Consider the following 22721-nt stretch of genomic DNA (forward strand, 5'->3'; position numbering starts at 1 on the left):
TTCATGACTTACTGAGGCCTGACGGTTTCCGGGCAGAGATTTCACCGGCTGCCGTTCCCATTTTATCAAGCAGACGGGCAGGGTCAGTTTCCCAGATCACAAAGTCGAAATTCACTTTTTTCAGCAGGCCATTCACTGTCATGTGAGCGAACAGCTGGTGCAAATAGTCGTAGTATCCGTTAGTATTGAGGATGCCAATAGGGGCATGAATGAGCCCCAGTTGACGCCAGGTGAGTATTTCGCAGAGTTCCTCAAGCGTGCCGAACCCGCCAGGCAATGCGACAAATCCTTCTGAAAGTTGCGACATGATGGTCTTCCTCTCATGCATCGACTCCACCCTGACAAGTTTGGTAACCCCCGTGTGGGCGATCTCCTTGCTCGCCAGAAAATTTGGGATGACTCCAGTGACCTTTCCACTTGCATTCATACAGCTATTGGCTACTGCACCCATGATGCCTATTTGAGACCCACCATAAATCAACTCAATATTTTGGTTGGCCATCAGTTTTCCGAGAATTTCTGCCTGAGCCACAAACTGAGGGTTTTTTCCCTCAGCCGAACCACAAAACACACAGACTGACTTCATTATGTACAATTTGAGATTTGATAAATACTTTTTTCTGAGTATTTCTTATTGAGGTTAAACCTAGTAATTTGTTGCATTGATTTTTACTGTAACCTGGAATTTTACTAACCTGACCCCTTATGATAAAGAGGAAGCACTATCTCAATGGCCTGTTATTTTTATTTTTTGTAGGCTCAACCGTCCTTTTTGTTCAAGAGGAAAATCGGCCAATTGATTCACGAATCGCTTACGAGACCTTTATAAGGGAGCATCCATACTCAAAGATCACCAAATCCAGACAGCCAGGTGTGGGTGAGGGAGAAGAGGAGGAAAGGGAAAGAGAGGGCCCTGACAAGAGAATGCAACAAGAGTTTTTTATGACAATGGATCCAGCTTTGCTGAGACCTACGCCCGAAAAGCTCCCCGAAATTTTGGCGGCTACACGCAATGCCAGGACTTATGGAACCCTGCCAGGTGAGTCAACAGCGCCATGGGTGGAACGAGGCCCCAAGAATGTGGGAGGCAGGACAAGAGCACTCATGTGGGATCCGAATGACGCCACAGGCAAAAAAGTTTGGGCAGGTGGGGTATCGGGAGGCTTATGGTTCAACAATGACATCTCCAGCGCCAGCTCTACCTGGACAAAAGTCGATGATTTCTGGAGCAACCTGGCTGTCAATTGCATTGCCTATGACCCAAATAATACCCAAACCTTTTACGTCGGAACCGGTGAAAGTTTCGGCGGCATTAGCGGACAGGGAATATGGAAGTCGACCAATGGCGGAACAACGTGGATCCAGCTATCCGCTTCTGCAAATTTTGGATATGTAGCCGATATCGTTGTGAGGAATGAAGCGGCGACAAGTGTTGTTTACGCAGGCGTAATAGCGAGTAGTACGCAGGGTGGTTTTTTTGGTAGTGAGTTTCAAGGCCTGCAAAGGTCAACGGACGGCGGCACGACATTTACTCAGGTGATGAAGAATCTACCCAATTTCACCCAACCTAGTGCAAAATATGGTGTGGGCGACATCGAAATTGGCCCCGACAACAGGCTCTGGATTGGAACATACCGAAACAACTACTCTGATTACAATGGATTGGGCGGTGGCACCATCCTGTTCTCCGACAATGGAACTTCTTTCACCACCGCTTACGAAACCACTGTTTCGGAAAGAAGTGGCAGGGTTGAATTGGCCGTGTCCAGCTCAAATGCTTTGGCTGTTTATGGCTTGATTGAAAACGACGAAAAGATAAAACAGATCGTCAGAACTTCTGATGGAGGAGCAACCTGGAGCGTTCTGGCGCTACCGGATGATGATGACAACGGCATTGATGCTGATGACTTTACCAGGGGACAGGCATGGTATGACCTGATCGCCGAAGTTGATCCCAACAGAGACAGTACGGTGATTGTGGGCGGGATCAATCTTCATATGAGCACCGACGGAGGGGGCACCTGGAAACAGATATCGAAGTGGTCGAACAATGCTAATATGGGTTCCATGCCCTATTCCTATGTGCATGCCGATCAGCATGCCATTCGGTACAAACCCGGAAGCTCATCGGAAATTATTTTCGGAAATGACGGCGGCGTGTTTTGGACAAACGATTTTTCGAACCCATCGGCTACGGACTTGATTGTTGCAAGAAATAACGGGTACAACGTCACGCAATTTTATGCAAATGCCATTCATCCAGACAAAGCCAAGAACTATTTTCTGGCTGGGGCACAAGACAATGGCACGCAACAATTTCAATCGGCGGGAATCAACGCCACGGTGGACGTGAGAGGGGGTGATGGGGCTTATTGTTTCATTGACCAGACTGATGCCGTAACTCAAATAGCCTCTTATGTTTACAACGATTACCGCTTTTCAACTAATAATTGGGCGACGAGCAGCAGTATCGCCAGCGACGATGCTACGGGCCATTTTATCAACCCGGCAGACTATGATGACGAAATGAATGTGCTTTATACCGCAGCGACTGAGTCAACTATTGGAAGGTTTGTCAAAGGTGCTACCGGCTTCACAAGAAATGATCTCAACATCAGTCTTGGTGCAAAAGCATCTCACCTTAGGGTGTCTCAGCACACTCGCCAGTCAACTACCCTCTTTGTTGGCACGGCAGCAGGAAGGGTTTTCAAAATTAGTAAGGCAAACTCCTCAAACTCAAACTCGACAGAGATCACTGGCAGCGGGTTTCCGAACGGGTGGATCTCCAGCATTGAAGTTGGGCAGGACGAAAGCCACCTGCTGGTAACATTTTCGAACTATGGCGTCAATTCAGTCTGGTATACTGCCGACGGAGGCACAACATGGTCATCGAAGGAAGGTGATCTTCCCAATATTCCGGTGCGTTGGGCCATGTTCAATCCAACTAACTTTGATGAGGTAATTTTAGCTACCGAAATGGGAATTTGGGGAACAAAGTCTGTGACCGCTACCACACCAACGTGGGCGCAGTTCAGTAATGGCCTCGCCAATGTGAGGGTGGACATGCTTCAGATGAGGGACTCAGACTTTGAAGTCATCGCAGCCACTCATGGCAGAGGCCTCTACTCAAGCTCAATTTTTGCCGGTCAGTCGGCGCTTACAGCAAACTTTGTAGCGAAAAACAGGGCTACTGAGAAAAACACTGCTGTGGAGTTTTTTGACAGGTCGAAGGGAGCAACCTCCTGGGCCTGGACTTTTGATGGGGGAACACCGGCGACCTCAACTTCTCAAAACCCATCAGTAACCTATGCTACCGACGGTGCCTACACAGTGACCCTTGTTTCAAAAAATGCCAGCGGAGCAACATCAACCAAAACCATCGAGGGCTACGTGCAGGTGGGGCCGGTAGATGATGGGCCAATTGAAGCGCTGTTTACCTCCGATATCCAAACAGTGGTGCAAGGCAACACCGTGAAGTTTACAAACACCTCCAAAGGGATGCCGGAGTCAGTTATCTGGTTTTTCGAAGGGGGCACGCCTTCCGCTTCAACGGAACTGAATCCGACAGTAAAATATGAAACGACTGGCTCATTTGATGTAGAGTTGGTGGTGTTTAAAGAAGGGGAGCAGAATAAAATATTAAAAGCCAACTATGTGACGGTTACCGCTGACAACTCAACTTTGAAGGCGAAGTTCAAGGTCAACACGCCCACTGTTTTTGTAGGCAATCAAATCAAGTTCACAGACATATCAACAGGAGGTGCTACCTCCTGGGCGTGGACTTTCGAAGGAGGAACACCGGCTACTTCGAGCAGTCAGAATCCAGTTGTCGTTTATAATACTTCCGGTAAGTTCAACGTGACCCTCAAGGTTACAAAAGGAGCTGAAACAAACACCCTAACGATTGAAGACCATGTAAGGGTTTATGTAAGCACAGGCATTGAGTTCTCTGACGGCGTGATAGACTCCTATTACAGCAATGCCAACCCTGATTTCACGGGCTTGTATGGCGGAGAGTGCAATGCTTTTTTCGCCAACAGGAGGCTTTTAGATCCTACGAATGTCAATGGAAATACTGACACATTTGTAAGCTTACCATTGGGATCGTATGTGACGGTAGAATTTACTGACAATGTGATTATCAATGCCCCTGGTCAGGACGATATATTTATCAGGGAATGTGAGGGAGTCAATGAATATGCCAATGTGTATGTCAGCGCCAATGGGGTTGATTTCTCTTTTATTGGCACAGCGATAGGTACTAACAGCAGCAATGTCACAACTACTTTCGACCTGGAAACGATAAATTTTCAGGAGCCTGTTATAGCCATAAAAGTGGTTGGACTGGATTTAGGAGGTGCCTCTCCTGGCTTTGATTTATTGAGCGTCAGTGGAATCGCCGGCGCCATTATTGGCAACGATCCGCCAGTAGCCCCCACACTTCTTACCGCCGAGGCCAGACCCTCAGAAGTAAAACTGAGCTGGGAAGACAATGCGATCGATGAGTCTGGATTTTTTGTCGAAAGGTCAACTAATGGCACCACTTTCACTAAGATCAAAGACTTGCCGGTCAATGCCTCTACTTACACCAGCGGAGGACTCACCGAAGCAACCAAATATTTCTTCCGGGTGGCAGCCACTAACAAAAATGGCGAGTCCGATTATAGCAATGTGGTGGAAATAACAACGACAGAGTTTACGGTTGAAGCGCCTACCGGACTTAACGTGGTAGCTAACTCTTCAGTGTCAATAGCACTTGATTGGATCGACAATTCGGATGATGAAGAGAGTTTTGAAATTCAAAGGTCAGAGGACAATGATCAGTTTATTACACTTGGCACAATTGGAGCTGACACCATTTCGTTTGATGACTTGAGTTTGGTGCCGTCGTCAACTTATTTCTACAAAGTAAAAGGTGTTAATGCCACAGGCGAGTCCGATTACACCGAGGTTGTGGAAATCAAAACGCTTGATCCTCTTGAGGCACCTACGTCTCTGACACTCGACAAGGCTACAGGGCGCAAAGTTATCCTGTCATGGACAGATAACTCTTCGAGGGAAACTGGCTTTATTGTGGAAAGGGCGGTAGGGGCCGGAGCGTTTACTACACTAACGGAATTGGATGCCGATGTCACGGAATTTACAGATGATGCCGTGCTTGAATTGACAGACTATAAATACCGCTTGTATGCAGTGAACGATGTGCTTGAAGTTTCCTCAAAAACAACCTCGCTTGCAGTATCAACGCCAGAAAAGGGCTTTGCAGACCTTACCATTACTGACCTGAATGTCCCTGCTTCTCAGAGCGCTAAAGAAATTACGGTTGGGGCCACCGTTTCCAACGATTCCGACGATCCCACGGAAGGCGCTTTTGAGGTAAGTTTTTACCTTTCAAAGGACGAAAATCTTTCCTTGGTGGATGAGTTTTTAGGTGCGGTAGCTTTTGAAGAGATGGAGGATGGAGCAGAGCAAACTGCCTCGGGCACATTTGACATGGTGATTATGCCAGCCGGGGAGTATTTCATCATTGCCGTGGTTGATGAGGAGAGCTTGATCGAAGAGAAAGATGAAACCAACAACAAGCAAAGCACCGCCATTATTCTCACAGAAGTGCTTTCTGTAGCCGATGATTTGAAACAAAATGTTAAAGTTTACCCCAACCCAACTACGGCGGTGGTTAATGTGACGTCGGAGGCAGGCAAAATTGGGCCATTCAATATTCGGTTAACAGACTTGTCGGGCAAGCTTTTAAAGGTACAAACCAGGGTAGAGGGAGCCACAAGGATTGATTTGGCAGACCTGCCAAGTGGTGTTTATCTCCTTACTATCCAGAAGGAAGGGGGCCAGTATTCAACCCGGATTCTGAAACGGTAAAAATGAGGCTGGCGGTGAGCCGGCCTCATTTCTAAAAGTCCTTTGAATCATTCAGTCGCCAGTCGTAATCAATGTAGCTGACTTTGGTTTTATCTGCGATCTTTACTTTGGCAAACTGGTTGATAAAATCTTTCAGGTTCTTGTCTTTAGTGAAATCACCGCTGTACCAATCGAAGAGTTTTGACAACTGAGCGCTTGTACTGGTGATTTTGTTACGTCTCTCGTCGTTGACAAAGCTAATGGCCTGCTCTTTTAGCTGCTGGTCAATCTTTGCGCCGGTGTAGGCCTCGGCCCTTAGCACGGGGCATGAGTAGGAAGCACAATTGACGGCAAAATGTATCCTGGGCTCATTGAATTCCTTTCTGAGAATGCCGTGTTCAATATTATTCAAATCCATCTCCTTTCCTCCAATTTTGATGAACTTGATATCCCAGGGAGTATTCACAAAAGGTATTTGAATTTTGCTGCCGATGTCTTTGATGCTTTCCAGGGGATAGTATTGCAGGATTAACTCGATGGTAAAAGCATTGTAGGCATTGATCCAGTATGCCAGCTTGTCGTTCTTGCTCCAGGTCTTATCATTGGGAGCGTTGTTCTGAATCAGTTCCAGGTATTTCTTTAGATCCGCTCTGTCTTCTTTGAAGCCTTCGTAATTCACCCAGCCGTCTTTATTTACGTGCTTCTTTAGCAACACATCAAAACTTGCATGACTGATGGGCTTGCTGTTTTCCTGCTCTGGTGAGGCGGCACCACAGCTCACGATGGTCAGCAATAGAAAAATGTACAGGATAGGCTTCATGTCCAGAGGTGTTTTAAAGATCAAACGAGTGAAACCAACGCTTGTTGGCGGCAAAATGAGATGTGTCTTGAAAAAGACACTATGATTTTTCCTGAAGGATAACCTGTTCACGGTAAATTGGTTAACCAAAAGTTGGTGTAAAATAAAAATCTCATTACGGTTTATGCTCTTTTTTTGACTAATTTTTGGTTCCAACACCTTCTATTTAAGTATTCGATTGATATTAAAGACTAGGTTTGATTGAGGAATCGACAATGATACAAATGCTCATTTTGATTGCGGGTTTTGCCCTGGTTGCCGTGTCCTCCAATCAAATAGCCCGCCAATTCCAAAAAATTCATTTGCCCTTGATTTCCGGGCTCATGATCACTGGCGTTTTGGCCGGGCCCTACGTGCTCAACCTGATCCCAGAGATAGCCAAAGTACAACTAAGCTTCATCAGTGAGACGGCCCTGGCTTATATCGCATTTGCCGCAGGTTCAGAGCTTTATCTCAACGAAATGCGGAGCAAGCTGCGGAGCATTAAGATTCAATCTTTTGCCCAAACGGCCATCACTTTTCTGGCAAGCGGGTTCCTCGTGTTTTTCCTAGCCGATATGATCCCCTTTATGAAAGAGCTTTCGCTGGGCGACAAATTATCGGTTTCACTGCTTACGGGAGTCATATTTGTTACACCTTCTCCCGCTTCGGTAATAGCTATCGTCAATGAATTGAGAGCGAAGGGGCCTTTTACTCAAGTCGTTCTCGGTGTCACTATTGTGAAGGATTTTGTAGTGGTTGTCATGTTTGCCATTATTTTGGCCGTGGCAAAAACGCTGGCTCATGGCGATAGTTTTGAGCTCACAAGCCTGCTAATAATAGTTATTGAGCTGATTGTTTCGTTTGGGGGGGGCTTTCTTGTGGGGAAGGGGCTTGAGGCAGCTTTAAAACTGAAAATCAAGCACTTGGTCAAAACCGTCCTCATTTTGGCCCTGGGGTACCTGGTTTACTTATTGTCTCATCACATTCTGGCGTGGAGCGAAGAGCTTTCGGGGCACGGGCTTTATCTGGAGCCGCTGCTTATTTGCCTCGTTGGGAGTTTTTACGTCGCCAATTACTCCAACTACAGACCAGAGTTTCTTAAAATCCTCCATGAAGTAGGAACACCTGTATATGTGGCATTTTTCACACTCACGGGAGCTTCCATGGACTTGCCTGTACTGGCAGAGGTTTGGGGAATTGCGCTGCTTTTTTTTGTTATCCGACTGCTCGCAACCACGGTGGGAGCCCTTGCGGGGAATATGCTGGCCGGAGACCCGCACAGGTTTCTGAAGGTGGTTTGGATGCCATATATTGCCCAGGCTGGAGTAGCCCTTGGCCTGGCTACGGTTATCGCCAACCAGTTTCCCGGATGGGGGGAAGATTTTGCAGTACTCATTATTGCCATCATAGTTATCAACCAACTTGTGGGCCCGCCATTTGTCCGCTGGGCCATCGACCTGGTAGGTGAAAACAAAAGCAGAGCGGATGTTCCCCGGTTTGATGGCGTTATGGACGCCCTTATTTTTGGCTACGAAAGCCAGTCGTTGGCCCTTTCACGGCAGCTAATGGAAAAAGGCTGGAAAGTAGAGATGATTACGCTGAGTGATCAAAAGGATGTGGAAGTCCCTGACGGAATTAAACTTCATTTTGTTACTCAGATCGACAAAAAACTATTTGAGGGGATCGATGCTAAAAAATTCGATGCCATTGTAACCTTGCTGTCTGACGAGGAGAACTATAGAATATGTGAGATAGTCTACGAAGAAATAGGGACAAAACAGGTGGTTGTGCGCCTGAACGAAAGGGTCAACCTCGACAAATTTGTTCACTTGGGCGTGAAAGTGATCGACCCGTCCACTGCCATGGTAAGCTTGCTTGACCATTTTGTGCGCTCACCCCAGGCTACCAGCTTGCTGCTTGGAATGGAGCAGGGCCAGGACACCAGAGACATTGTCATCCGCAATCCGGATCTTCACGGACTCCCGCTTCGAAGCCTTCGCCTGCCCCCAGAGGTTATCATTCTTTCTATGCGCCGTGCCGGGCAAATGATCATTTCACATGGCTACACCCGGCTGCGAGTGGGTGACATCGTGACCATGGTTGGGTCTAACAGCAGCCTCGACGAGATAGAGCTGAAATTCGGCAACTAACGTTTCTTCGCAGAATAAGCCATTTTTGCCTGTCAATTCTTTATTCTGCAAGCATTAATCCTATATCTTTGCGGCCTGAAAAGACTTAGGTCAACTGACGCTGAGTCTTTGATTTTGAACTGAATAGAAGAACCGATGAACCCTAAGGACGCACCTAAAGAAGAAACCAGTCTGCTTCGTACCCTCATTGCCCATGCAAAAGAATATGGCTTTATCTATCCATCGAGCGAAATATACGATGGCCTTCAGGCTGTGTATGACTATGGTGCTTATGGTGTTGAGTTGAAAAACAATATCAAAAAGGTGTGGTGGGAAAGCATGACCCGTCTGAATGAGAACATTGTAGGCATCGATGCAGCCATTTTCATGCATCCTACCACCTGGAAGGCGTCAGGTCACGTGGATGGGTTCAATGACCCGATGATCGACAACAAGGACTCGAAAAAGCGCTATCGGGCCGATAATCTAATTGAAGATAAGGCAACCGAATACGAGAACAACGGGGACACGGAAAAAGCAGAGCAGTTGCTGGCCGACATGAACCGACTGCTTACTGCAGAAGACCTCAAAGGGGTGAGAGAACTCATTGAGGCACACAAAATAGTATGCCCTATCTCAGGAACGGCCAACTGGACAGAGGTACGCCAGTTCAATCTGATGTTTTCCACCAAAATAGGGTCTGTATCCGAGGAGGCTGATGTGGTTTATCTGAGGCCGGAAACGGCGCAGGGTATCTTCGTCAACTTTTTGAATGTGCAGAAAACAGCCAGGATGAAAGTGCCTTTTGGAATTGCGCAGATTGGTAAGGCTTTTAGAAATGAGATTGTCGCTCGCCAGTTCATTTTCCGCATGAGGGAGTTTGAGCAAATGGAGATGCAGTTTTTTGTGCGCCCAGGCGAGGAGATGAAATGGTATGAGTACTGGAAAGAGGCTAGAATGAAATGGCACCTTGCGCTCGGTACTCCGGCTGAAAAGCTCAAGTTCCACAACCACGACAAGCTGGCGCACTATGCCAACGCTGCCGTTGACATCGAGTACCAATATCCATTCGGTTTCAAAGAAGTGGAAGGCATCCACAGCCGTACTGACTTTGACTTGAAGAACCACCAGGAGTTCTCCAAAAAGAAGCAGCAGTACTTCGATACGGAAATAAATCAGAACTACATTCCGTACGTGGTGGAAACCTCCATTGGTGCCGATAGGGCATTTTTAATGGTGTTGAGCAATGCTTACACAGAAGAAACTGTGGGAGAAGGAGACGACAAGAAAGAAAGAACATACCTGAAGCTGCACCCGGCTTTGGCGCCTATCAAAGCGGCCATTTTTCCATTGGTGAAGAAAGATGGCCTGCCAGAAAAAGGGCGCCAGATTTTTGACATGCTGAAGTACGATTTCAACCTGATTTATGAAGAGCAGCAGTCAATCGGTAAGCGCTACACCCGGCAGGATTTGATTGGTACACCGTTCTGTATAGCAGTGGATTACGAGACCATGGAAAATGACACTGTCACCATCCGTCACCGAGACACCATGGCGCAGGAAAGAGTGCATATCTCGGAACTGAAGGAAAAAATTGGTGAGGCGGTTTCGATTAAGAGGATATTTGAGAAGCTGGGGTAAAGCGATTAAATTAGTAAATTGTCAAAAGGCTCTTTCTGGAATGATTGAGCCTTTTGTTATTATTATTACTTGGTATGGCCGAAATGTTAGTTACCTCATTCCAACCTGAATGGCTTATTTTCTATCTGCTGGTGTAGTATTTGCATTTTTGTGGGTTGTCGTACGAAGAAGCGCCCGCTCAGAAAGCTACTGGCGATGGATGCGGTGGGAAAGCTCGTCGTTGACTGCCGACCGGGTTCGCCCCCACATCGAAAAGCACTTTGACTACTACCGGCGCCTTCCCCCTGTGTATAAAATTGAATTCGAAAATAAGCTGATAGAATTTATCGACCGCAAAGATTTCACGCCCCGCCAAATGCAGTCGGTGACTGAGGAGATGAAGGTGCTTATTTCGGCGGCTGCCACGCAACTCACTTTTGGCCTGCCTGACATCTATTTGGAGAACTTCAGCAGAATACTCGTCTATCCGGATGACTATTACAGCACCATTTTCAAACGCTACCACCGGGGCGAAGTAAATCTGGGAGGAGGCATCATCGTGCTTTCCTGGAAAGGTTTTGTGAGCGGCTATGCTGACGGCACCGACGGGCTCAATCTGGGCCTGCATGAAATGGCCCATGCCCTGAAGCTGGAGAATGGAATATTTAATGAAGAGTATAACTTCTTTGACGAGGGTGTGCTCCAGGAGTGGACCACTATTGCCCGCAACACCATCGGCGAAATACGGGAAGGAACGGAGACTTTTTTTAGAAGCTATGGAGGGGTTTCCATAGACGAATTTTTTGCCGTGGCCATAGAGAATTTCTTCGAGAGGCCAGTAGGCTTTCACCAGGAGCACCCCAGGCTTTACAAGTTTACAGTGCTTTTGTTAAGGCAGGACCCCATCCGGTTATTATCTTTGGTGCAATGATCTGGAAAGAACTCCTCAACAGCCAGCGATACGGCGCCACCAAAAGCATCAACTTCGACCCTGCCCGCAGTCCTTTCGAAATGGACTATGACCGTATTATTTTCTCGTATCCTTTTCGCTGGCTGTAGGACAAAACGCAGGCTTAAATTATTTTTAAACAAAGCCTCTAAGCCACTCTTGCTGTTAAAACGAAATTCGATTGGCGTGGATCTGTGGTGACCTAAGCTTTTCTCTGGCTTTCATGTTAGAAGCCTTCACAATAATTATACCCTTACCTAAAGTGCCAAGACACAGAACTAGCTGGTTCGATTCACCAGAAGGAATGAATTTGGCGCTGGAGATGACGGCGTTAATTTTTAGGTCGTAGCTGTTAAACGGGGTGATAATTTCAATGAAACCTTCACTAGATGTTAGTAGAATACTTTTTTGATTTAAATCTATTGCGGTAAGCCAGGTGAAGTATCTTTTCCTTTTGAACAAGAGATAGTCGGTTTTTATGCTCGTCATTTGGCATTTCCCGTCATCACCAACTGTTACTATTGCGTTTCTTTCTTTGTCTATCTTGACCTCACGAACTTGTTTAGAGTGGCTTTTTGTAGTTCGTAACAGCTGACCATCAGACAGTTTTCTGAAGGACAGTCCCCCCTCAATGTCCGAAACAACCATGAGGTTGAGTGAGTCACTAACATCCAGGGAGGTGGCTGAAAATTCGCTTGCGGGCAGGTTGTAAATCAGCCTGGAGCTTTTCACACTAAATAAGCTGACAGAATTGTCGTTTAGCAATACGGTTAGGGAGTCTTGACTGGCCCAAGCGGTTTTTAAAACTGGAAGTTTATCCTTTGTGTTCAGGGTTTCCTTGAGCTCAAGCAAAGGGAAACTTCGTAGCTGGACTTGCCCCGAAGAAGTGCCACAAGCCAGCGTTGAGTTATCCGGGGATAACGAGATACTGGCGCTCGCTCCATCTATTTTTTGTGAAGCCAAAAGGCTGTTGTTGGAGACTTGCCAAGTCTGTAAGATGTATTTCTCTGTGAGAGCCACAATATATTCCCCTTTGTCGCCGACTACGATTTGCTGGATACTTTCATTGGAGTTGCCTATGGTCTTGTATTTTTTTGATTGCCCAAAAAGAGAACTGGATGTAACGAGATAAACAAACAGTAATATGGAAGTTCTATTTTTTGCCCACATTAGAAAAGTTTTTTAGTTAATAGTCCTCTGTAAAACATTCCCATCGCTGTCTTGGTAAAGATTACAGACGTGTCATCATAGAGTTTGGATTTTAAACGATGTTTCGTGACACCATAGGTTAATTGAAAGCCAAGCCTATTGGTCAAAGCAAGCTCAAGACCGAGTCTGGCTCCATAGCCGAAATTGAAAGCTTTTGACGTTGTTTCTTCAAACGACTCTTTTTCGCCGAATGGGAGGTAGGCTAGTGAGGTTGATATCGAACTATTTACCTGAAAGACTTCAAGGAACGGTTTGAATCTATTTCTCAATCCAATCCTTCTGTAAGGTAGGAATACCCTCAACGAAGGACGTAGCGATTTGATAGTAGAATTTGCCCCCTCGTATGTTTGTGCATCACCAGGGTAGCTCCAATCTGAAAAATGTACATTGTCTCCTGTTAGTCCGACGGTCAAAAAAGGTGAAAGCCTATAATTCACGAATAGAGAGGCGCTCAACAATTTGTCATAATTTGCAAACAAAGCAGGAGTAAAGTAGCCACTTGAGGCGGTGTTTGCTGCCCCGCTGCTGCTACCCCATCCACCACTCAGCCCAACGGCCAGGTGGTTGTCCAAAACCAGCTTTTGTGAGTAGGTACACGAGCTATAAAGAACACCTACCAAGAAAAAAGCGAGCTTAAAATACAGACGGGTCAAATTCCCAAATTTCTTCTGAAAGGTAGGTTGGTCCATAACTTTTGTATCCCCCAATGATATATCCTTTTTTGTTGACGGTAATTCCAATGGTATTATACACCCTGTTTGTTCTGTCGACCAGCGTCATACTAGGCAACTGCGTCCATAAGTGATTTGTAGGATCAAATTTCCAAATCTGTTCAGGTAACCCCGTCCCTCCTGTTACATAAGCGACATTGTCTATTACCAATGCACTTACATTGGCGGCGGCATATAGAAGCGGCAAAGCGCCAAGATTCTGCCATGAATCAGTTTTTGTATGATACACCCAAAAATCTTTCGGATTAATACTTCCAAGAAACCCACCTCCTACAAATATATCGTTCCCAATTACGAAGGAAACCAGGCTTTGGCGTGCCCTACCCGGGTAACTGGTGATCGAATCCCATTTTTGTGTTATCGTACTGTATCTCCAAATATCTGCATGAAACGTGTAACTGTATGCAGATGAGCCGGAAAGACCAGTGCCAAAATAGATATCTTCGTCGACTACAGCGGCAATGGCATCATATCGGGTGCCACAGGGTACGTTTGCTAGCTGGAGCCAGCTGTCCGTGGCGGGAGAATAGCTCCAAAAATCCCCTAGGCTGGCTTTTTTTTCAGTTTTACCACCTATCACAAAGCCTTTATCTCCTATTGCCGCTGAAGAGGCAGAGGTTCGTGCTACGCCTGGGAAAGTCGCTTTTTTTGAGTAGCTGCCATTTTCGTCAAACTCCCAAAAATCATTGTTTGCTTTGAAGTCTTGTTGCATGATGCTACCAATCCCAGCATACATCTTATTGTTGATAGCAAAGCCAACACCATTCGCAATTTCACCTCCCGGAAATGTTCGATCTGATGTCCATGGGCTAATAATTTCTATTGAGTCAGAGGATGGGATTTTGGTGTGATTTACCCAGGGAGCATCTATCGTGAACTTGCCAGGTGGCGTGGCATAATCTATTGCTACACTTCCTGAGGTTGAAGACGTTGGTGTTAGAACTGATGATGAATTGCCGATCAATACCTGGGTTATTTTGTCAAGGTATTGGCCGGTTACAAATATTTTCTCGCCAGGAAACGCTTGTTTTGGGGTAAACGAAAGCACTTGAGGCCCGGCAATTTCATAATCCTTGAGCAGCAAACCTGCGGAGTTATATTCGCTATCGAAAAACTCAACACTGATTTGTGCGGGGCCGACAAAGGAAAAGTCATATGGAATTTTGAAACGGATTTCGGTCGGCGAGTAGGCGTAGTGATAGCCAGAAATGTCGTTTGAAGAACCATTAGCTATGAGTGAAAGCTGCATATAATATTGCGGTGCATTCTTACACCATAATTGAACATCAACATTTGCTATTCCCTTGTGTGGCGAAATGCTATCGATTTGGAATCCTTCCATCATAAAGGAATCTATCGACTGCGTCTTATGATTTCCCACTTGTACAAAAAGAGGGTAGCTGCCTGAAATCATGGTGCCATTTATCACCTTAACAGTCAGTTCAGTTCTACTGGCCTTAATTATCTCGCAATTTAGTGCGCCGATTTTAACGAAGTTTTCCGCCGGAGCATCGCTGAAGAAATCCCCTTTTACAGTCAACTCAGACCCATATGTGCCCTCTTTAGGTTCAAAATCTGAAATTACAGGAGGCTGCCCGCCGAGGCTCTTGAAGGTGACCACATCTCCATAGATTACCGACCCGGAAGTTTGCATGAACGCTCTTAGATAGTAGGTGGTATCTTTTTTCAGTCCAGCAGTGTTTTGGTATTCGAACTCCCCTATGGTTGGTGGTTTGCCGAAAAACTTTGCATTTCCTTCCACGGTTGGAAAGGCTTCTTCCGACCAGACAAATCCATAATCAATTATCTCTTCTGGGCCGAGCTGTGTTATATTTCCCCGAAACGTGGCACCTTCAGCGGAAATGTCGGTTACAGCACCGGTTCTAATAATCGAGATATTATCAATCTTCTCTTCGCATGCCCCTGTTAGAAGGCCAAGTAGGATCCAGACAACCGCACTAGAAACAACGGCTTTAGTATTGCGGATCATATTCCCAAATGGTGTTCTGGTTGATCAAGAGAAGCTTATTTCCATTTTCAATTATCGCCTTTCCCTTCAACAGGCTTATAGGAATATCTGGAAATTCGGAAGGCGTCATTTCCAAACTGGTTTTGTCAATTTCGTAGATTCGAGAATTGTTAGTCCCGTATTCGTTAGCAAGGATGTATGATTTTCCATTGTAGGGCACATGTTGGATATCTGAGAGGAAATCCATGTCTTTTTTGGACCATTCTAAGGTTTCCAAATTAAAATGCCATAGGGGTTCTGGTGCTGGCTTACCGTCATAATTGGCTACCGTATAGAACAACTCTCCATAACTGACGAAGGAAATCGCAAAACTTTGGGATCGGTAATTTGTCTCATGTGTAAAAGGGGCCAGAAAGGACCAGCTTTCAGTGGCGGAATCGAACTTCCACAATTCAAACTTACCAGTAAGGGAGACTCCATCGTGGCCAGCCCACATAACATACCCATAGTCTCCAACAGAGTAGCTTGCCATGGTGATACCGGCATTTGGTATAGATGTTTTCTGCTCCCAGGTATTGGCGGCAAATGTATATTTGCGAAAATTCTTGATTGGAGGGTTGACGACACTTTGTTCACCCATATACATGGCTCCATCAAAGTGAAGTACAAAAAAATTCTTCCCATTGCCACTTTCGCTCACTGCTGGTAGTTCGCTCCAAGAGTTGGACGCAAGGTTGTATTTCCAGAAAGGTCCCCCATCTGATGGATTATACTGATAGATGTCTCCAAAGTTGAGAAAACTACGGCTTCCGTAGCTTGTCTTAGTCTTTGTGAGGGGCACATAGGAGGTTGTTATGTCAAAATCGCCAATTTTTCCAGCCATATTTACACTAAGTTGAATACTATGTGACTCAGCGTCTGACGGAAAATTGAAACTCAGTTCTTCATGGGAATTTACTGCTACTGTGCCATTATTAATTCTTACGCCGTTTACATAAAGCTCAAAAGCTGATCCGCCCATTGGGAAGTTTCTACCAGTGATCAAAACCTTGCTGCCAGGTAGGAGGCCTGAGGAGGGAATAATTGATTCAATAAAGGGCTTGGGAATATTAAGCAATACATTATTTGAATTATCGTTGTTCACCGTCACACCAATTTTTGGGGCATACCCCACGTATTGGTTAGGAATTTTCGCAAGTATTCTTGTTGTGCTTGATTCAACTTTCTGGACTTCATGGTATCTTATTGGATCGCCTTCAAAATATAGCCTTACTGAATTTTCGTTAATGTCAGGTGCAAAATACTTTCCTGTAATTGTGACGGTTTCGCCATATGTCGCAGACTCAGGATCTACCATTTTAATTATAGGGGTCGCCCTGAAAAATTGTTTGGCGGCTGTAATAGTTCGATCACCAATTACCACTTTTACATCCTGAAACCCGACTGTGAGACCCTTTGGGACTTCGAAGGTTATTATGTTCAATGAGTCGTTGACGGTTACGGCATTTATTTCGACATCATTAAAGTAAACTTTGGTAAAGTTTTTACTGAAAAGGCTTCCTGTAATTGAGAAGGGTACCCCATAATTTGCTGAGTCTGGCTTAAACCCGTTTATCAAAGCTGATTCTAACTCGAAGAAGTCGCTTGATTCGCCAGAGTTTCCAGCTACGACTACTTTGATTTTGCCGATAGAATTAATAAAGCTTTGTGGCACGACAATTTTTAGCAGAGTATCTGAATTAAAAACAATCTGCGTTTCGACATCTTCCAGGAGAACCCGATTTTTACCAGAGACCTGGCTAAAATTCTTTCCTTTGATTTGGATGGTGTCACCCCAGGTGCCAGTTTTTGGTTCAAAGTCTTCAATTGAAGGAGCTTTGCTCCCCAGGCTTACAAATTCCTGAACCGGGCCATATACTGTGTTTTCTGCACTCTGGGCATAGGCTCTTACATAATGTGTTTTGCCTTCTTCAAGAGACCTTTCAATTTTTGCTGAAAATGTTCCAGTATTTGATCTACTACCCAGCGAAACATAGTCGGTATTTCCCAACTGCTGGCTTGGAGCATCACTCCAGACAAACCCATAGTCGATAACTTCTACCGAGGTAAAGAATAGTTCTCCGTTGAAGGTAGCCCCACCTGGCGTAATATTGGTAACGGGGTGTGTAAGAACCCGAGGGTAGGCCCGTGGAGTTACTTTCTCCTCTGTACAGGTTAAGAAAACTGTGGAAATGGTTATAAAGGAGATAGTTCTGACAATCTTCATCATAATCAAATGGTTAATAGGTTATCCCAACAAGCAGCCCAAAATTCGTGACGTTAGAGTCCTCGGCAAAGTTCACAATTTTAAACACCGTTGCCTTTTCAAAATATCCTTCTACGAACACACTCAGTTTTCTCAATATCCTCCTTTCGTAACCAACACTTACCCAATATCCAGTGAGATAAAAGCTTTCTACCTCGCTTTTCTCTAAATATGTTTGAACATCACCGTTGGTCAACATTTTCTCTTCAATTGTTTTACTGAATGTTCTGCTGAATGCAGAAACAGAAATGCCTCCTTTTATATAGGGAGTTGCTAGTTCGGACAAAAGAGAATATTTCACACCAAAAGGGATTTTTAGAAAGCTGGAATTGATAATAATATCCTTATTAGACGCAATAGACCCTTCTTTTGAGGTGTATAGACCCTGGTAAATCGAACTTGTAAATAACCCACTTGCCACAATAGCGATCTTCTCATTTAGGCGAGGGGAATTTACGGACAAGCCAAGCCCGTAAATAGCATATTTGGCAGGGTTAAACATACCGGCCGGATATCCAGGCAGGCTTAGGAGTGAATTATTGAATCCTGAGGCCAATGATAATCTTGGACTTATCCATGGTAAGCTGTTCTTTGGAATAAACACTTCACTCCCTGAGCAAGCATTATACTTCTCTATCACATCGCTTATTTCTCTCTGGGTGTATCGCACTTTTGACAGGTTCTCCAACATGCAATCACTTGTAAGTAAGTTGAGTATGCCGATGTAGCTTTTTCCTTCCTGAACGAATGCTCTGTTGCCAATTTCAACTCGCTTCTGTTCTCCCTTATCGAGCCGAATAAGAGTATCCTTTTTTACAAAAAAATAATGTTCATATGCGTAAAGGCTAAGCTTTCCACTTTGCACCAGTTCCAGAAAAACGGATTCGGGCAATTTGGTCGCTGACGAACTAAATGATTCATAAAACCGGCTATTTATGAATCCATAGCCCTTTATTTCTACAGGTTTGTATAATTTTACTGCGGAGCGCTTGTTTTCTCTGAACTCGCAGATCTCCAAATGGCTGTAATTTATGAAGCCATGCAGGGTGTCGCCTTGTAACCTGACGACATATCCTGGGCGAAAATCTGGTTGTGCCAGAATTGGGCTGAACGAAATTGTAAGGCCAGCCAAAAGACTGAGAGAAAAGAAGCTTTTTAAGAATTGATCCATTGATTAATAATATAAAAGAGACTGAAATATATTGAAACATTAGCGATTCTTAGATAGTAATTCTCCATTTAATTATAAATACGAGCATCTAGTAAATGATCTGGAAAGAACTCCTCAACAGCCAACGCTACGGCGCCACCAAAAGCATCAACTTCGACCCTGCCCGCAGTCCTTTCGAAATGGACTACGATCGTATTATTTTCTCGTATCCTTTTCGCAGGCTGCAGGACAAAACGCAGGTATTTCCTCTGCCCGACCACGACTTTGTGCACAACCGGCTTACCCACAGCCTTGAGGTGTCAAGCGTGGGCAGATCGCTGGGGAAAATGGTCGGTGAGAAAATACTGGAAAGAGAAAAAGACCTTGCGCTCACAGCGGCTGACTTTGGCTCCATAGTGGCTGCCGCCTGCCTGGCGCACGACATTGGCAACCCGCCTTTTGGACATTCGGGCGAAAAGGCCATTTCTGAGTTTTTTCTTAACCATGCCGAAGGAAGGATATTCGAGTCGAAAGTAACTAAGGCGGAATGGGCGGATCTTGTTTCATTTGAGGGCAATGCCCAGGGGCTCCGGCTGCTTTGCCATGCTCAGAACAAAGGGCTGCGGCTCACACATGCTACGCTGGCGGCATTTACTAAGTACCCCTGCCAGTCGTCATTTGAAGGGAAGAGTAAAGAGAAAAAGAGCCAGAAGAAGTTTGGTTTTTATCAGACAGAGGCAAGCATCTTTCAGGATGTAGCAGCAGCCACCAGCCTGAAAGAAGAAATAAAAAACATAGCCTGGGCCAGGCACCCGCTGGTGTACCTGGTGGAAGCGGCTGACGACACCTGCTATCATATCATCGATCTGGAGGATGGGTGCCGGCTTGGTTGGGTGCGGTACGAGGTGGCAAGAGACTTACTGGCTGAAATAATAGGCGACGCCTACAAACCGGAGAAGCTGGATGACCTGGAAACGGTGGAGGAAAAGATGGCGACGCTCAGGGCGCTGGCCATCAACGTGCTGGTAGGGCAGTTAACAAAAGCCTTTCTGGATAACGAAAAGGAAATCCTTGACGGCACATTGAACACTGACCTGTTTTCGCTGGTGCCTTGCAGTACTACTTTGGAAAAAATCAGCAAACTGTCGGTGGCACAGATTTACCAGTCGAGGCAGGTGATTGAAAAAGAAGCGGCAGGGTTTCAGGTAATCTCAGGTTTGATGGAGGCTTTCTGTAGCGCTGCCTATAAAGTTCGTTTTGATGACAAACCAGGCTATAGAGACCAGCTCGTATACAAACTCATGCCGTCAGACATTCTTTTGGGCATTCAAAAGTCAAAAACGACCTATCAACTCTTACGAACGGTACTTGATTTTATTTCCGGTCTCACCGATGGGCATGCACTTTCCCTGTACCGAAACCTGACCGGCATATCGCTGCCAGGAATAAGATCGTAGAAATAGGAAAGGAATAATGACCCTCAACTACCTTAGAAAGATTATTTCATTACATTTGTGCTCCGTTTGGAAATGTGGACCCAGTTAGCACATATCATCCTGAAATTCAGGCTTCCCCTTCTTATCATTCTGGTTATCCTTACAGCCTTTTTTGGCTATCAGGCCCGGAAAGTTGAGTGGTCGTTCGATCTTGCCAAAACAGTTCCGGATACAGACCCCGACATGGTCTATTTTCAGGAATTCAAAAAGCTGTTTGGTGAAGATGGAAACATGCTGGCTATTGGCGTAAAAGACAGCGCCATCTACAAGGTGGAGAACTTTCAAAAGTTCAGGTACCTGGCCGACGAGCTGGCTCGCATCAACAATATCACAAACGTACTTTCCCTTCCCAGCCTCCAGCACCTGGTGAAGAACGATGAAAAAAAGCGGCTTGAAATGAAGCCGTTTTTCACGAGCATTCCTGACACGCAACCGGCGCTCGACTCTATGTTGAGGGAGGCCAATCAAATCAAAGTTTATAGTGGCCAGCTAATCAACCCTGACAATGGAGCCACGCTTATCATGGTGTCCATCAACAAGGAGATTCTGAGTACAAAAAACCGTGATGGTGTGGTGGGCGATGTGCTGATGGTGGCTCAGCTATTTGAAGAGGAAACGGGCATCAAGCTACACTATGCTGGCTTGCCCTACATCAGATTTATCAACACAAGTAAGGTAAAGGCCGAGCTCCAGCTATTTCTGGTGCTTTCTATCATTGTTACGGGCATCATCCTTTTCTTTTTCTTCCGGTCATTCCAGGCTGTGCTTTTCCCGCTCATTCTTATTGGCACCATGATCGTATGGGTGATGGGGACACTGTCTCTCTTTGGCTATAAAATCACACTCCTTACTGGGCTCATTCCGCCGATTATTGTCGTCATAGGCATACCCAACTGCGTGTATTTGCTCAACAAATACCACCAGGAATATGCCCTGCATGGCGACAAAATGATGGCCTTGTCGAACATGATCAGACGGATCGGCATTGTGACGTTGATGACCAACTTCACCACGGCTATTGGATTTCTTGTACTCCTTATTGTCGACATTGTGGTGCTTCGTGAATTTGGAACCATTGCCGGCATTAATATCATGTCCACTTTCATCGTGAGCATCGTATTCATCCCGACGGTATTCTCTTATTTGCCGCCACCGAAAAAGCGCCACCTGAAGCACCTGGACATGAAGCCGCTGGCTAAGCTGCTATATGGAATAGACCTTCTGGTGCACAGGCACAAATACAAAGTGTTTTTGTTCTCAATAGTATTGGTAGGGGTGTCGATATTTGGAATGACTCGTATCAGAGCAGTTTCGCATATGATCGATGACCTGCCAGACGACAGTCCCGTTAGGTACGACCTCGCTTTCTTTGAGGAGAACTTTAGTGGTGTGATGCCACTGGAACTGTTGATTGATACTGGCAATAAAAAAGGAGTACTCAACCTGAACAACCTCAAAAAAATTGATCAGTTGGTGAGTTTTCTCGACAGCATTCCTTATATCTCGCAGCCGGTTTCCATTGTGAGTTTTGTGAAAGCTGCCCGGCAGGCGTTTTATAACGAAAACCCTGCGTTTTATTCGCTGCCAACCAGCCGAGATCAGGCATTTGTCCTTCGCTATCTTCAGGGTGAGGCTGGAATGAGCTCAGGGCTGGCCAGTAACTTTATCGACTCAACAGGTCAGATCGTTCGTGTGTCAGTACGCATCGCCGATGTGGGATCAGATAAAATGGACAGCCTGGTCACTCAGGTAATAGAGCCAAAGATTACCGACCTTTTTGAAGGAACAAAAATGTCGGCCACCATCACAGGTACTACATTACTTTTTATAAAGGGTAATAAATTCCTGATACAAAACCTTATCAGTAGCATGGTGCTGGCCTTTTTTGTTATCGCCATTGTGATGGGGCTGCTTTTCAGAAACCTGCGGATGATCATCGTTTCCCTGATACCCAACTTTATTCCGTTGATCATTACGGCGGGAATCATGGGTTATTTTGGAATACCGCTTAAGCCAAGCACCGCCCTTATTTTTAGTATTGCTTTCGGAATATCGGTTGATAACTCCATTCACTTCCTGGCCAAGTATAGGCTGGAATTGTTTGCGAACAATTTCTTTGTGCCCGTGGCTGTGAGCAAAAGCATTAAAGAAGTTGGGTCGAGCATGATCTATACTTCGATCATCCTTTTCTTTGGCTTCGTAATATTTGCCTTTTCAGAATTCGGCGGAACAGTGGCGCTCGGAACACTTACCTCTACCACTTTGTTCTTTGCCATGTTTACGAACACCATCTTGCTGCCGTCTTTACTGCTGCGATTCGATAGCGGCAAGAGGAACAAAAACGAGCATTTGCTTATTGATAGCTATAGCGATTTTTACACGGAAAATGACGACGAAGAAATTGACATTGACCGAATTAAGCTGGAGGAGCTCAATAGCAGAGAAACACAATCGTAGTACTTAAAGATT

At 45.5% G+C, this 22721-nt stretch carries 14 protein-coding genes; 7 read left to right on the top strand and 7 right to left on the bottom strand.

The window, feature by feature from the left end:
* Position 1: 1 nt before the first annotated feature.
* Entirely contained in the window at positions 2-586 is a 585-nt protein-coding gene (locus GC130_RS28180; protein WP_152001704.1) for a TIGR00730 family Rossman fold protein, read from the bottom strand.
* 119 nt (positions 587-705) lie between these two features.
* On the opposite strand from GC130_RS28180, the gene GC130_RS28185 reads away from it, so the two are divergent.
* Positions 706-5874 (top strand): PKD domain-containing protein, encoded by a 5169-nt coding sequence (locus tag GC130_RS28185; RefSeq protein WP_152001705.1) that lies wholly within the window; start codon positions 706-708, stop codon positions 5872-5874.
* Positions 5875-5905: 31 nt separating this feature from the next.
* Here GC130_RS28185 and GC130_RS28190 read toward each other — a convergent pair whose 3' ends face one another.
* Positions 5906-6673, bottom strand: coding sequence for a DUF547 domain-containing protein (locus GC130_RS28190; protein WP_152001706.1), 768 nt, complete (start codon positions 6671-6673; stop codon positions 5906-5908).
* Positions 6674-6936: 263 nt separating this feature from the next.
* On the opposite strand from GC130_RS28190, the gene GC130_RS28195 reads away from it, so the two are divergent.
* From GC130_RS28195 to GC130_RS29160, 4 genes are all read left to right on the top strand, one after another.
* The gene (locus GC130_RS28195; RefSeq protein ID WP_193218047.1) at positions 6937-8844 is read left to right on the top strand and encodes a cation:proton antiporter; all 1908 of its coding nucleotides are present in this window, start codon (positions 6937-6939) and stop codon (positions 8842-8844) included.
* 135 nt (positions 8845-8979) lie between these two features.
* Positions 8980-10464: a glycine--tRNA ligase gene (locus GC130_RS28200; RefSeq protein ID WP_152001708.1), complete on the top strand. Its 1485-nt coding sequence runs from the start codon at positions 8980-8982 to the stop codon at positions 10462-10464.
* Between the two features lie 109 nt (positions 10465-10573).
* Positions 10574-11374: a zinc-dependent peptidase gene (locus tag GC130_RS28205; RefSeq protein ID WP_152001709.1), complete on the top strand. Its 801-nt coding sequence runs from the start codon at positions 10574-10576 to the stop codon at positions 11372-11374.
* Positions 11371-11502: a hypothetical protein gene (locus GC130_RS29160; protein ID WP_255471555.1), complete on the top strand. Its 132-nt coding sequence runs from the start codon at positions 11371-11373 to the stop codon at positions 11500-11502. Before GC130_RS28205 ends, GC130_RS29160 begins: the two co-directional genes overlap by 4 nt.
* Positions 11503-11557: 55 nt before the next feature.
* On the opposite strand, the gene GC130_RS28210 is transcribed toward GC130_RS29160, so the two are convergent.
* The 5 genes from GC130_RS28210 to GC130_RS28230 form a co-directional block, all read right to left on the bottom strand.
* Positions 11558-12562 (bottom strand): WD40 repeat domain-containing protein, encoded by a 1005-nt coding sequence (locus GC130_RS28210; protein ID WP_152001710.1) that lies wholly within the window; start codon positions 12560-12562, stop codon positions 11558-11560.
* A complete protein-coding gene (locus GC130_RS28215) occupies positions 12562-13173 on the bottom strand; it encodes a hypothetical protein (RefSeq protein ID WP_226940638.1) in 612 nt (203 codons plus the stop codon). Before GC130_RS28215 ends, GC130_RS28210 begins: the two co-directional genes overlap by 1 nt.
* Before the next feature lie 61 nt (positions 13174-13234).
* Complete coding sequence (locus GC130_RS28220; RefSeq protein WP_152001712.1) at positions 13235-15322, bottom strand: kelch repeat-containing protein; 2088 nt, start codon at positions 15320-15322, stop codon at positions 13235-13237.
* On the bottom strand, positions 15306-17570 hold the full coding sequence (locus GC130_RS28225) for an IPT/TIG domain-containing protein (RefSeq protein WP_152001713.1): 2265 nt from the start codon (positions 17568-17570) through the stop codon (positions 15306-15308). The genes GC130_RS28220 and GC130_RS28225 overlap by 17 nt, the downstream gene beginning before the upstream one ends.
* A gap of 10 nt (positions 17571-17580) precedes the next feature.
* Positions 17581-18777 (bottom strand): hypothetical protein, encoded by a 1197-nt coding sequence (locus GC130_RS28230; protein ID WP_152001714.1) that lies wholly within the window; start codon positions 18775-18777, stop codon positions 17581-17583.
* A gap of 95 nt (positions 18778-18872) precedes the next feature.
* Here GC130_RS28230 and GC130_RS28235 point away from each other — a divergent pair, with 95 nt between their 5' ends.
* Together GC130_RS28235 and GC130_RS28240 are read left to right on the top strand one after the other, a co-directional pair.
* Complete coding sequence (locus GC130_RS28235) at positions 18873-20213, top strand: deoxyguanosinetriphosphate triphosphohydrolase (RefSeq protein WP_152001715.1); 1341 nt, start codon at positions 18873-18875, stop codon at positions 20211-20213.
* A 72-nt stretch (positions 20214-20285) separates the two neighbouring features.
* On the top strand, positions 20286-22709 hold the full coding sequence (locus GC130_RS28240) for an RND family transporter (protein ID WP_152001716.1): 2424 nt from the start codon (positions 20286-20288) through the stop codon (positions 22707-22709).
* Positions 22710-22721 lie beyond the last annotated feature (12 nt).

Origin of the sequence: Imperialibacter sp. EC-SDR9, from assembly GCF_902498805.1 — a bacterium.
Classification (GTDB): domain Bacteria; phylum Bacteroidota; class Bacteroidia; order Cytophagales; family Cyclobacteriaceae; genus Imperialibacter.

What these genes read in the sequence shown, in the direction of transcription:
- GC130_RS28180 (WP_152001704.1), bottom strand. Translation starts at nt 586, where the DNA reads ATGAAGTCAGTCTGTGTGTTTTGTGGTTCGGCTGAGGGAAAAAACCCT.
- GC130_RS28185 (WP_152001705.1), top strand. Translation starts at nt 706, where the DNA reads ATGATAAAGAGGAAGCACTATCTCAATGGCCTGTTATTTTTATTTTTT.
- GC130_RS28190 (WP_152001706.1), bottom strand. Translation starts at nt 6,673, where the DNA reads ATGAAGCCTATCCTGTACATTTTTCTATTGCTGACCATCGTGAGCTGT.
- GC130_RS28195 (WP_193218047.1), top strand. Translation starts at nt 6,937, where the DNA reads ATGCTCATTTTGATTGCGGGTTTTGCCCTGGTTGCCGTGTCCTCCAAT.
- GC130_RS28200 (WP_152001708.1), top strand. Translation starts at nt 8,980, where the DNA reads ATGAACCCTAAGGACGCACCTAAAGAAGAAACCAGTCTGCTTCGTACC.
- GC130_RS28205 (WP_152001709.1), top strand. Translation starts at nt 10,574, where the DNA reads ATGGCTTATTTTCTATCTGCTGGTGTAGTATTTGCATTTTTGTGGGTT.
- GC130_RS29160 (WP_255471555.1), top strand. Translation starts at nt 11,371, where the DNA reads ATGATCTGGAAAGAACTCCTCAACAGCCAGCGATACGGCGCCACCAAA.
- GC130_RS28210 (WP_152001710.1), bottom strand. Translation starts at nt 12,562, where the DNA reads ATGTGGGCAAAAAATAGAACTTCCATATTACTGTTTGTTTATCTCGTT.
- GC130_RS28220 (WP_152001712.1), bottom strand. Translation starts at nt 15,322, where the DNA reads ATGATCCGCAATACTAAAGCCGTTGTTTCTAGTGCGGTTGTCTGGATC.
- GC130_RS28225 (WP_152001713.1), bottom strand. Translation starts at nt 17,570, where the DNA reads ATGATGAAGATTGTCAGAACTATCTCCTTTATAACCATTTCCACAGTT.
- GC130_RS28230 (WP_152001714.1), bottom strand. Translation starts at nt 18,777, where the DNA reads ATGGATCAATTCTTAAAAAGCTTCTTTTCTCTCAGTCTTTTGGCTGGC.
- GC130_RS28235 (WP_152001715.1), top strand. Translation starts at nt 18,873, where the DNA reads ATGATCTGGAAAGAACTCCTCAACAGCCAACGCTACGGCGCCACCAAA.
- GC130_RS28240 (WP_152001716.1), top strand. Translation starts at nt 20,286, where the DNA reads ATGTGGACCCAGTTAGCACATATCATCCTGAAATTCAGGCTTCCCCTT.